This is a genomic window from Pantoea sp. nfd-35, assembly GCF_056892255.1.
In genome coordinates, this window is sequence record NZ_CP122403.1 from 90,268 (window position 1) to 102,784 (window position 12,517).

Annotated in this window: 6 protein-coding genes, 1 tRNA gene and 3 rRNA genes; 9 read left to right on the forward strand and 1 reads right to left on the reverse strand. The window is 53.3% G+C overall.

Annotated elements, in window-relative coordinates; genetic code table 11:
* The first annotated feature begins 2 nt into the window (after positions 1–2).
* The 5 genes from rbsA (at position 3) to rbsR (ending at position 5,369) form a co-directional block, all read left to right on the forward strand.
* The gene (gene rbsA, locus P9J57_RS00415) at positions 3–1,511 is read left to right on the forward strand and encodes a ribose ABC transporter ATP-binding protein RbsA (protein ID WP_013023917.1); all 1,509 of its coding nucleotides are present in this window, start codon (positions 3–5) and stop codon (positions 1,509–1,511) included.
* Complete coding sequence (gene rbsC, locus P9J57_RS00420; protein ID WP_013023916.1) at positions 1,508–2,479, forward strand: ribose ABC transporter permease; 972 nt, start codon at positions 1,508–1,510, stop codon at positions 2,477–2,479. The genes rbsA and rbsC overlap by 4 nt, the downstream gene beginning before the upstream one ends.
* A gap of 26 nt (positions 2,480–2,505) precedes the next feature.
* Positions 2,506–3,381 carry a ribose ABC transporter substrate-binding protein RbsB gene (gene rbsB / locus P9J57_RS00425; protein ID WP_026020887.1) on the forward strand — a complete coding sequence of 292 codons (876 nt, stop codon included), beginning with the start codon at positions 2,506–2,508 and terminating at the stop codon, positions 3,379–3,381.
* Between the two features lie 61 nt (positions 3,382–3,442).
* On the forward strand, positions 3,443–4,372 hold the full coding sequence (rbsK, locus tag P9J57_RS00430) for a ribokinase (RefSeq protein ID WP_014594922.1): 930 nt from the start codon (positions 3,443–3,445) through the stop codon (positions 4,370–4,372).
* Positions 4,373–4,385: 13 nt separating this feature from the next.
* Positions 4,386–5,369, forward strand: a complete 984-nt coding sequence (gene rbsR / locus P9J57_RS00435) for a ribose operon transcriptional repressor RbsR (RefSeq protein ID WP_014604728.1) — start codon at positions 4,386–4,388, stop codon at positions 5,367–5,369.
* Here rbsR and mdtD read toward each other — a convergent pair.
* Positions 5,366–6,766 carry a multidrug transporter subunit MdtD gene (gene mdtD, locus P9J57_RS00440; protein WP_013023912.1) on the reverse strand — a complete coding sequence of 467 codons (1,401 nt, stop codon included), beginning with the start codon at positions 6,764–6,766 and terminating at the stop codon, positions 5,366–5,368. The two genes, rbsR and mdtD, sit on opposite strands and share 4 nt — an antisense overlap.
* Before the next feature lie 539 nt (positions 6,767–7,305).
* Here mdtD and P9J57_RS00445 point away from each other — a divergent pair.
* From P9J57_RS00445 to rrf, 4 genes are all read left to right on the forward strand, one after another.
* A 16S ribosomal RNA gene (locus tag P9J57_RS00445) occupies positions 7,306–8,847 on the forward strand.
* A gap of 90 nt (positions 8,848–8,937) precedes the next feature.
* Positions 8,938–9,012: transfer RNA gene (locus tag P9J57_RS00450), tRNA-Glu, on the forward strand.
* A gap of 241 nt (positions 9,013–9,253) precedes the next feature.
* Positions 9,254–12,161, forward strand: a 23S ribosomal RNA gene (locus P9J57_RS00455).
* Between the two features lie 229 nt (positions 12,162–12,390).
* Positions 12,391–12,506, forward strand: a 5S ribosomal RNA gene (gene rrf, locus P9J57_RS00460).
* The 16S, 23S and 5S rRNA genes sit together here with 1 tRNA gene alongside, the layout of an rRNA operon.
* Positions 12,507–12,517 lie beyond the last annotated feature (11 nt).

Consider the following 12,517-nt stretch of genomic DNA (forward strand, 5'->3'; position numbering starts at 1 on the left):
TTATGCAACCGTTACTGCAGCTTAAAGGCATCGAAAAATCATTTCCGGGCGTCAAAGCACTGAATGGCGCATCGTTGTCAGTCTGGCCGGGACGCGTCATGGCGCTGGTGGGGGAAAACGGCGCGGGCAAATCGACCATGATGAAAGTGCTTACCGGCATTTACAGTCGTGATGCCGGTTCACTGTTGTGGCTGGGTGAAGAAACGACGTTCAGCGGACCCAAGGCTTCTCAGGAAGCGGGCATTGGTATTATCCATCAGGAACTTAACCTGATCCCCCAGTTAACCGTCGCGGAAAACATTTTTCTTGGCCGCGAATTCGTTAATGGCCTGGGCTGCATCAACTGGAAACGGATGTATGCCGAAGCTGACGCGCTGCTAAAGCGCCTGAATTTACGTTTTAACAGCCACAAACTGGTGGGCGATTTATCCATCGGCGATCAGCAAATGGTCGAGATCGCTAAAGTGCTGAGCTTTGAGTCGAAAGTCATCATTATGGATGAGCCGACCGACGCGCTGACCGATACCGAAACCCTGTCGTTATTCCGCGTTATCAACGAGCTCAAAGCACAGGGATGCGGCATCGTCTATATCTCCCATCGCATGAAAGAGATTTTTGAGATTTGCGATGATGTCACGGTGTTCCGTGATGGTCAGTTTATTGCTGAGCGTGCCGTCAGCGATCTGAGCGAAGAAAGCCTCATTGAGATGATGGTGGGCCGTAAGCTGGAAGATCAATATCCCCATCTGGACGAGGCGCCCGGCGACGTGCGCCTTAAAGTCGAAAACCTCAGCGGGCCTGGCGTCGATAACGTCTCGTTTACCCTGCGCAAAGGTGAAATTCTTGGCGTGTCTGGCCTGATGGGCGCTGGGCGCACAGAACTGATGAAAATCCTCTACGGTGCTGCGCCCCGCAGCGCCGGGCAGATCTGGCTGAGTGGACGTGAAGTGGTGACCCGCTCACCGCAGGATGGCCTTGCCAATGGCATCGTGTATATATCGGAGGACCGTAAGCGCGATGGCCTGGTGCTGGGCATGTCAGTCAAAGAGAACATGTCTTTGACCGCACTGCGCTACTTCAGTCACCTGGGCGGCAGGCTCAGGCACGCTGAAGAGCAGCTCGCCGTCAGCGATTTTATCCGTCTGTTTAACGTTAAAACCCCGTCAATGGAGCAGCCGATTGGCCTGCTATCCGGCGGTAATCAACAGAAAGTCGCGATTGCCCGCGGATTAATGACGCGCCCCAACGTGTTGATTCTCGATGAACCGACGCGCGGTGTTGACGTAGGGGCAAAAAAAGAGATCTATCAGCTCATTAACCAGTTTAAGGCAGAAGGGCTGAGCATTATTTTGGTGTCGTCGGAAATGCCAGAAGTTCTGGGCATGAGTGACCGTATTGTCGTGATGCATGAAGGCCGTTTAAGCGGCGAATTTACCCGTGAAGACGCTACCCAGGAAAGCCTGATGGCCGCAGCCGTTGGTAAGCAACACAGTGAGGATTTAGTTGTATGACCACCCAAACCGTTCCGTCTAACCGTCGCTGGTTCAGCAAAGCCTGGCTGCTTGAGCAAAAGTCGCTGATTGCGCTGATTGTGTTGATTGCCGTGGTCGCCAGCCAGAGCCCTAATTTCTTTACCGTGGCAAACCTGTTCAACATTTTGCAGCAGACATCGGTCAACGCCATTATGGCGGTGGGCATGACGCTGGTTATTCTGACGTCAGGTATCGATCTCTCTGTGGGATCGCTACTGGCGCTCACAGGTGCGGTGGCGGCATCGCTGGTGGGAATGGAGGTGAATGCCTTTGTTGCGGTTGCGGCCTCGCTGGCGCTGGGCGCAGCCATTGGCGCGGTGACCGGTACCATTGTCGCGCGCGGTAAGGTGCAGGCTTTTATCGCCACGCTGGTGATGATGCTGTTACTGCGCGGTGTCACCATGGTTTATACCAACGGCAGCCCTGTGAATACCGGCTTTAATGACAATGCCGATCTGTTCGGCTGGTTTGGTATTGGTCGTCCGTTGGGGATTCCTACACCCGTATGGCTGATGGTGCTGGTGTTCGTGGCGGCCTGGTACATGCTGCACCACACGCGGTTGGGCCGCTACATCTATGCACTGGGGGGGAATGAAGCCGCAACACGTCTCTCCGGTATCAACGTCAATCGGGTCAAAGTCATTGTTTATTCGCTGTCTGGCATGCTGGCGGCGCTGGCGGGTTCTATCGAAGTCGCCCGTCTTTCGTCCGCGCAGCCGACAGCCGGAACAGGCTATGAACTGGATGCGATTGCCGCCGTTGTATTAGGCGGTACCAGCCTGGCCGGAGGTAAGGGCCGGATTGTTGGCACCTTAATTGGCGCATTAATCCTTGGCTTTTTGAACAATGGTTTAAATCTGATGGGTGTATCGTCGTATTACCAGATGATCGTAAAAGCGGTAGTCATTCTGCTGGCGGTGCTGGTGGACAATAAAAGCAGCAAATAACTCAGACCTTAATACAGGATAAAATGATGAAAAAGTTAACTGCATTAGCTGTGATCCTTGGTGCAACGCTCAGCGCCAGCGCAATGGCTAAAGATACCATTGCCTTAGTTATCTCTACGCTGAACAACCCGTTCTTCGTTTCACTGAAAGACGGCGCACAGAAAGAAGCCGATAAACTGGGCTACAACCTGGTCGTGCTGGATTCACAGAACAACCCGGCAAAAGAACTGGCTAACGTTCAGGACTTAACCGTGCGCGGGACGAAAGTGCTGTTGATTAACCCGACCGATTCTGACGCTGTCGGCAACGCCATCAAAATGGCTAACCAGGCGAAGATCCCGGTGATCACCCTGGACCGCGTAGCTGCACAGGGTACGGTAGTCAGTCACGTTGCATCTGATAACCGCTTTGGCGGCAAGATGGCGGGTGACTACATCGCACGTAAACTGGGTGATAACGCGAAAGTGATCGAGTTAGAAGGCATCGCAGGGACCTCTGCTGCGCGTGAACGTGGCGAAGGTTTTAAACAGGCTGCTGACGCACATAAATTCCAGATCCTGGCCAGCCAGCCGGCAGACTTTGATCGTACCAAGGGTTTGAACGTTATGCAGAACCTGCTGCAGGCGCACCCGGATGTTCAGGCGGTGTTTGCACAGAATGACGAAATGGCACTGGGCGCGCTGCGTGCACTGCAAACTGCAGGTAAAACCGATGTGATGGTCGTCGGTTTCGATGGCACACCTGATGGCGTGAAAGCCGTTGAAGGTGGCAAGCTGGCCGCAACCGTGGCTCAGATGCCAGAGAAAATTGGCATGATCGGCGTTCAGACTGCTGATAAAGTGCTGAAAGGTGAAAAAGTGCAGGCGGTCAATCCGGTCGATCTGAAACTGGTTACCAAATAAATCAAAGAAAAGCAGGGCATTGCGCCACCCGTCGGTGGCGCACTTATTTTGGACTCCTCCAATGAGCAAAAACGCAAAACTGGCCGTTCTTGGTAGCATTAATGCTGACCACATTCTTAATCTGGCTCATTTTCCCCGCCCTGGAGAAACGGTGATCGGGCAGAAATACCAGATTGCGTTTGGCGGTAAAGGCGCGAATCAGGCGGTTGCCGCGGGTCGTGCGGGTGCGAATATCGCTTTTATAGCCTGTGTTGGCGCTGATGACATTGGCGAACGTATTTGCCAGCAGCTCGCGCAGGACAATATTGATACGCATCCAGTAGAAGCCGTCGAGGGTGAATCTACGGGTGTGGCGATGATTTTCGTGAATGGCGAAGGCGAAAATAACATTGGCATCTATTCCGGCGCCAACGCGGCATTGACGCCGCAGTATGTTGAACGTCACCAGCAGGTCATTGCCCAGGCGGATGCCTTACTGATGCAATTGGAATCGCCCCTGGACAGCGTTTTGGCTGCGGCGACGTTGGCCAGACAGCATCAGACCCGCGTGATTTTAAATCCTGCTCCGGCAACGAAACTGTCTGATGATTTGTTAGCGCTTATCGACATCATTACGCCGAATGAAACTGAAGCTGAAATTCTGACCGGTATTGCGGTAAATAATGATGATGATGCAGCACGTGCCGCCGCCGCATTGCATGAAAAAGGTATTGCTACCGTTTTGATCACCCTGGGACGCCGTGGCGTCTGGCTCAGTGAAAATGGGAAGGGACAACGTATTGCCGGCTTTGAGGTCAACGCGGTCGACACCATTGCTGCTGGCGATACCTTTAACGGTGCGTTTATCACTGCGCGCCTTGAAGGTAAGGCCATGCATGATGCCGTTCGTTTTGCCCATGCCGCCGCGGCAATTGCGGTAACCCGTTCAGGTGCGCAGCCTTCTGTACCGTGGCGTGCGGAAATCGACGACTTTTTACAGCAGCAGGGTTAAGCGCTTGGCTACGATGAAAGATGTCGCCCGACTGGCGGGTGTCTCAACTTCAACGGTTTCACACGTCATCAACAAGAACCGTTTTGTCAGTGACGGCGTGCGTGAAAAAATTGAACAGGCGATCCGCGAACTCAACTACGCGCCGTCGGCATTAGCGCGTAGCCTCAAGCTTAACCAAACCAATACCATCGGCATGCTGCTGACTGCCAGTAGCAACCCTTTTTATGCAGAAGTCGTGCGTGGGGTGGAAGACAGTTGCTATGAGCGGGGATACAGTCTGATTCTTTGTAATACCGCTGGCGACGAAGCGCGCATGAATCGTAGCCTGGAAACGCTGCTGCAAAAGCGCGTTGATGGCTTGCTTATCATGTGTACCGAGAGTCATCTGCCTTCGGCCGAAATCCTTAATCGTTATCCTTCTATCCCAACGGTGATGATGGACTGGGCACCTTTTGAAGGCCATGGCGATATTATTCAGGATAACGCGTTGTTAGGGGGAGAGCTGGCCACGCAGCACCTAATTGACAGTGGCTACTCGCGTATTGCCTGTATTTCTGGGCCGCTTGATAAAACACCTGCACGCATGCGACTGGAAGGTTATTACCAGGCGATGCAGAAAAGCGGTCTGCATGTTCCGCCAGAATATGTTGTCAGTGGCGACTTTGAGTTTTCAGGCGGCTACAACGCAATGTTTGAATTGCTGGCGCTGGAAACGCCGCCGCATGCTGTTTTTACCAGCAACGACGCGATGGCGGTTGGCGTTTATCACGCATTGCATCAGGCCGGACTGCAGATTCCACAGGATATGGCGGTGATGGGATATGACGATATTGAACTGGCTCGCTATATGTCACCGCCGCTGAGTACTATTCATCAACCTAAAGATGAACTGGGCGAACTGGCGATAGATACGCTGATTCACCGCCTGAGCAATCCCGACGTCAGCCAGCAAACGCTGGTACTGACGCCGGAGCTGGTGCCGCGAGGCTCGGTTTAAGCCTTTTTCTTTTTATCGCGATTGCTGATCAGGTTACGTCCATCACCATTGCGCAACATCATAAATGTTAGCGCCGACAGCACGGTTACGATGCCCATCGTCAGGAAGGTGGAATGGAACTGTTCTACCGTCGTGCTATCAAACTCCTGATAAAAACGCAGTACAGCAGCGCTGACCGCTACACCGAAACTGATCGCCAGTTGTTGTGTCACGGCTAGCACGCTATTGCCGCCACTGGCGTTGTCGTCATCTAAATCAGCCAACGTAATGGTATTCATCGCCGTAAACTGGGTGGACATCGCCATACCCAGCAGAAAGAGCGGTATCAATAATAATGCGATGCTTTCAGAAGGTGACTGCAGTGAAAAGCTGGCAATCATGAACCCGATAATCACCGTAATGCTGACCAGCAAGCGGCGATAACCAAACCAGCGCAGCAGCTGCGTCACGCTTTGTTTTGCCAGAATAGATCCTACGGCCGTGGGCGCCATCATGCATCCCGCCAGAATAGCCGAGTAACCGAAACCCACCTGAAGCATCAGCGGCATCAAAAACGGCACACAGCCTGTACCAAGCCGCGAGGCGATGTTGCCAATGATACCTACCGAGAAGGTGCGGGTCTTAAACATCGGCAGATTAATAAGGGGAGAGGGGTGACGTCGGGCGTGCGCAATATAAAGAAGCAATAACACAACACCGCCACACAATACCCCGGCCGCAATCCAGGGCGAGACGATACGCTCACCAAACAGCTCTATCCCGGTGGAGATCATCACCAACCCGATGCCGAAGAGTAAAAAGCCCAGAAAGTCGAAGCGGCGTTTAGGCGTAGTAAAGTCAGGCATATATTTACGCGCATAGAATATGCCCAGTATGCCAATAGGGATGTTAATCAGGAATATCCAGTGCCAGGTGGCATACGTCACCATTACACCGCCCAACAGCGGCCCCAGGATCGGCCCCACTAACCCCGGCATCGTCACAAAGTTAAGGATGGGTAAGAGTTCACTGCGCGGATAGGCGCGCAAGAGTGCCAGGCGCGCTACCGGCATCATCATGGCACCACCAACGCCCTGAATGACACGGGAGGTAACCAGAACAGATAAAGAAGGCGACAAGGCGCAGGCTAACGAGCCAAGGGTAAAGAGCGAAACGGCAATCATGAAGATTTTGCGTGTGCCGTAACGATCTGCAAGCCAGCCGCTGACGGGGATAAGCATGGCAACGGTTAAGGTGTAGCTGATGACGGCGGACTGCATGGCAAGCGGGGAACGGTCAAGACTGGTGGCGATCGCGGGCAGGGCTGTGTTCAATATCGTGGCATCCAGTGACTGCATAAAGAATGCCATAGCGGCAATCCATGGCAGACCGGCCATACTGCGCGCGGATTTAATCATTGAGCGTCCTTCGTAATGTTTTCAGCAAAGATAATGAAGAAGAATAGCATTGGCAGAAATGCACAATACGCCTCTTTCAAAGACTACGTGGTGATTTCCGTGCGTTGTTTAGGCAGGAAGTGGTGCTTTTTACCTCGTTCGTTTAAAAATAAACCGCTCAGACATTTTTTTATAATTAATGCTTGTCACTCAGAAAGAACTCCCTATAATGCGCCTCCACTGACACGGCACAACGGCTTACGTAACGCGGTGTTCAGCAGGAGGCTCCCAGGAGTTTCCGCCGGAGAAAAACTTCTGAAAAAGAGGTTGACTCTGAAGGAGGAAAGCGTAATATACGCCACCTCGCGACAGACGGTTAACCCGCTGTTCGCACTGCTCTTTAACAATTTATCAGACAATCTGTGTGGGCACTCGCAGGATTGATATCAGCGTCTCCGGACGTAAAAAATATCAAAGCCTCACGAGTGAACACATAATGAAATTCATTATGACGTTTTACAGATGAGCACCGCTGGACTTGTTTCAGCAAATCAAACTTTAAATTGAAGAGTTTGATCATGGCTCAGATTGAACGCTGGCGGCAGGCCTAACACATGCAAGTCGGACGGTAGCACAGAGGAGCTTGCTCCTCGGGTGACGAGTGGCGGACGGGTGAGTAATGTCTGGGGATCTGCCCGATAGAGGGGGATAACCACTGGAAACGGTGGCTAATACCGCATAACGTCGCAAGACCAAAGAGGGGGACCTTCGGGCCTCTCACTATCGGATGAACCCAGATGGGATTAGCTAGTAGGCGGGGTAACGGCCCACCTAGGCGACGATCCCTAGCTGGTCTGAGAGGATGACCAGCCACACTGGAACTGAGACACGGTCCAGACTCCTACGGGAGGCAGCAGTGGGGAATATTGCACAATGGGCGCAAGCCTGATGCAGCCATGCCGCGTGTATGAAGAAGGCCTTCGGGTTGTAAAGTACTTTCAGCGGGGAGGAAGGCGATAAGGTTAATAACCTTGTCGATTGACGTTACCCGCAGAAGAAGCACCGGCTAACTCCGTGCCAGCAGCCGCGGTAATACGGAGGGTGCAAGCGTTAATCGGAATTACTGGGCGTAAAGCGCACGCAGGCGGTCTGTTAAGTCAGATGTGAAATCCCCGGGCTTAACCTGGGAACTGCATTTGAAACTGGCAGGCTTGAGTCTCGTAGAGGGGGGTAGAATTCCAGGTGTAGCGGTGAAATGCGTAGAGATCTGGAGGAATACCGGTGGCGAAGGCGGCCCCCTGGACGAAGACTGACGCTCAGGTGCGAAAGCGTGGGGAGCAAACAGGATTAGATACCCTGGTAGTCCACGCCGTAAACGATGTCGACTTGGAGGTTGTTCCCTTGAGGAGTGGCTTCCGGAGCTAACGCGTTAAGTCGACCGCCTGGGGAGTACGGCCGCAAGGTTAAAACTCAAATGAATTGACGGGGGCCCGCACAAGCGGTGGAGCATGTGGTTTAATTCGATGCAACGCGAAGAACCTTACCTACTCTTGACATCCAGAGAACTTAGCAGAGATGCTTTGGTGCCTTCGGGAACTCTGAGACAGGTGCTGCATGGCTGTCGTCAGCTCGTGTTGTGAAATGTTGGGTTAAGTCCCGCAACGAGCGCAACCCTTATCCTTTGTTGCCAGCGATTCGGTCGGGAACTCAAAGGAGACTGCCGGTGATAAACCGGAGGAAGGTGGGGATGACGTCAAGTCATCATGGCCCTTACGAGTAGGGCTACACACGTGCTACAATGGCGCATACAAAGAGAAGCGACCTCGCGAGAGCAAGCGGACCTCATAAAGTGCGTCGTAGTCCGGATCGGAGTCTGCAACTCGACTCCGTGAAGTCGGAATCGCTAGTAATCGTGGATCAGAATGCCACGGTGAATACGTTCCCGGGCCTTGTACACACCGCCCGTCACACCATGGGAGTGGGTTGCAAAAGAAGTAGGTAGCTTAACCTTCGGGAGGGCGCTTACCACTTTGTGATTCATGACTGGGGTGAAGTCGTAACAAGGTAACCGTAGGGGAACCTGCGGTTGGATCACCTCCTTACCTGAAGATACCTTCCCGCGAAGTGCTCACACAGATTGTCTGATAGAAAGATAAAGAAGCAAGACGGCTGCGAAGTCGAGACACGTCAGTGTCCCCTTCGTCTAGCGGTTAGGACTCCGCCCTTTCACGGCGGCAACAGGGGTTCGAATCCCCTAGGGGACGCCACTTGCTTGGTGACAGGTGAATGGTGTCTCCACGAAGTATCTCAAAACTGGCCTCAGGGTCACGTTTGAGATATTTGCTCTTTAACAATCCGGAACAAGCTGAAAATTTGAAACGACGCATTGTCGTGTTCCTCCGTAATAAGGAACACAGTACAACGCGTTCGAGTCTCTCAAAAGCTTACAGCTTACAAGCTAACTGTGAAGCCGTTACGGCGAAACAGATAAACGCCTGTGGGTTGTGAGGTTAAGCGACTAAGCGTACACGGTGGATGCCCTGGCAGTCAGAGGCGATGAAGGGCGTGCTAATCTGCGATAAGCGCCGGTAAGGTGATATGAACCGCAATAACCGGCGATACCCGAATGGGGAAACCCAGTGTGACTCGTCACACTATCATGCAGTGAATACATAGCTGTATGAGGCGAACCGGGGGAACTGAAACATCTAAGTACCCCGAGGAAAAGAAATCAACCGAGATTCCCCCAGTAGCGGCGAGCGAACGGGGAGGAGCCCAGAACCATCATCAGCTTGTGCATCAGTGGAAGCGTCTGGAAAGTCGCAGGGTACAGGGTGATACTCCCGTACACAAAGGTGCACAGGCTGTGAGTTCGATGAGTAAGGCGGGACACGTGGTATCCTGTCTGAATATGGGGGGACCATCCTCCAAGGCTAAATACTCCTGACTGACCGATAGTGAACCAGTACCGTGAGGGAAAGGCGAAAAGAACCCCGGCGAGGGGAGTGAAACAGAACCTGAAACCGTGTACGTACAAGCAGTGGGAGCCTTCTTTATGGGGGTGACTGCGTACCTTTTGTATAATGGGTCAGCGACTTATATTCTGTAGCAAGGTTAACCGTATAGGGGAGCCGCAGGGAAACCGAGTCTTAACTGGGCGTTAAGTTGCAGGGTATAGACCCGAAACCCGGTGATCTAGCCATGGGCAGGTTGAAGGTTGGGTAACACTAACTGGAGGACCGAACCGACTAATGTTGAAAAATTAGCGGATGACCTGTGGCTGGGGGTGAAAGGCCAATCAAACCGGGAGATAGCTGGTTCTCCCCGAAAGCTATTTAGGTAGCGCCTCGTGAACTCATCTCCGGGGGTAGAGCACTGTTTCGGCTAGGGGGCCATCCCGGCTTACCAACCCGATGCAAACTGCGAATACCGGAGAATGTTATCACGGGAGACACACGGCGGGTGCTAACGTCCGTCGTGAAGAGGGAAACAACCCAGACCGCCAGCTAAGGTCCCAAAGTCATGGTTAAGTGGGAAACGATGTGGGAAGGCCCAGACAGCCAGGATGTTGGCTTAGAAGCAGCCATCATTTAAAGAAAGCGTAATAGCTCACTGGTCGAGTCGGCCTGCGCGGAAGATGTAACGGGGCTAAACCATGCACCGAAGCTGCGGCAGCGACGCTTATGCGTTGTTGGGTAGGGGAGCGTTCTGTAAGCCGTCGAAGGTGGCCTGTGAGGGTTGCTGGAGGTATCAGAAGTGCGAATGCTGACATAAGTAACGATAAACAAGGTGAAAAACCTTGTCGCCGGAAGACCAAGGGTTCCTGTTCAACGTTAATCGGAGCAGGGTGAGTCGACCCCTAAGGCGAGGCCGAAAGGCGTAGTCGATGGGAAACAGGTTAATATTCCTGTACTTGGTGTTACTGCGAAGGGGGGACGGAGAAGGCTATATCAGCCGGGCGACGGTTGTCCCGGTTTAAGCGTGTAGGTGTGTGTTCCAGGCAAATCCGGTTCACTTTACACTGAGGCGTGACGACGAGGCACTACGGTGCTGAAGTGATAAATGCCCTGCTTCCAGGAAAAGCCTCTAAGCATCAGGTAACACAAAATCGTACCCCAAACCGACACAGGTGGTCAGGTAGAGAATACCAAGGCGCTTGAGAGAACTCGGGTGAAGGAACTAGGCAAAATGGTGCCGTAACTTCGGGAGAAGGCACGCTGGCGCGTAGGTGAAGGGACTTGCTCCCGGAGCTGAAGCCAGTCGAAGATACCAGCTGGCTGCAACTGTTTATTAAAAACACAGCACTGTGCAAACACGAAAGTGGACGTATACGGTGTGACGCCTGCCCGGTGCCGGAAGGTTAATTGATGGGGTTATCCGCAAGGAGAAGCTCTTGATCGAAGCCCCGGTAAACGGCGGCCGTAACTATAACGGTCCTAAGGTAGCGAAATTCCTTGTCGGGTAAGTTCCGACCTGCACGAATGGCGTAATGATGGCCAGGCTGTCTCCACCCGAGACTCAGTGAAATTGAAATCGCTGTGAAGATGCAGTGTACCCGCGGCAAGACGGAAAGACCCCGTGAACCTTTACTACAGCTTGACACTGAACACTGAGCCTTGATGTGTAGGATAGGTGGGAGGCTTTGAAGCGTGGACGCCAGTCTGCGTGGAGCCGGCCTTGAAATACCACCCTTTAATGTTTGGTGTTCTAACGTAGGCCCGTGATCCGGGCTGCGGACAGTGTCTGGTGGGTAGTTTGACTGGGGCGGTCTCCTCCCAAAGCGTAACGGAGGAGCACGAAGGTTGGCTAATCCTGGTCGGACATCAGGAGGTTAGTGCAATGGCATAAGCCAGCTTGACTGCGAGAGTGACGGCTCGAGCAGGTGCGAAAGCAGGTCATAGTGATCCGGTGGTTCTGAATGGAAGGGCCATCGCTCAACGGATAAAAGGTACTCCGGGGATAACAGGCTGATACCGCCCAAGAGTTCATATCGACGGCGGTGTTTGGCACCTCGATGTCGGCTCATCACATCCTGGGGCTGAAGTAGGTCCCAAGGGTACGGCTGTTCGCCGTTTAAAGTGGTACGCGAGCTGGGTTTAGAACGTCGTGAGACAGTTCGGTCCCTATCTGCCGTGGGCGCTGGAGAATTGAGGGGGGTTGCTCCTAGTACGAGAGGACCGGAGTGAACGCACCGCTGGTGTCCGGGTTGTCACGCCAGTGGCACTGCCCGGTAGCTAAGTGCGGAAAAGATAAGTGCTGAAAGCATCTAAGCACGAAACTTGCCCCGAGATGAGTTCTCCCTGAGCCTTTAAGGCTCCTGAAGGGACGTTGAAGACGACGACGTTGATAGGCCGGGTGTGTAAGCGCAGCGATGCGTTGAGCTTACCGGTACTAATGACCCGTGAGGCTTAACCTTACAACGCCAGAGGCGTTTTGGTTGAGAGACGACTTAAATTTTCAGCATTGTTTACCGGATAAAGAATTTAGTTCTGTTCTGCGGACGTGAGTCCGAAGGATTTTGCGCTGAGTGCAAGGCGGCAACCGAGACGGGGTGAAGGAGCATACTGAGGTATGTGACTGAGCGGCGCGAGGGAAGCCAGCGCGGCAGCAGCGTGAAAGACGCAGGACGGAGCACAAAGAATTTGCCTGGCGGCTTTAGCGCGGTGGTCCCACCTGACCCCATGCCGAACTCAGAAGTGAAACGCCGTAGCGCCGATGGTAGTGTGGGGTCTCCCCATGCGAGAGTAGGGAACTGCCAGGCATCAAACAAGT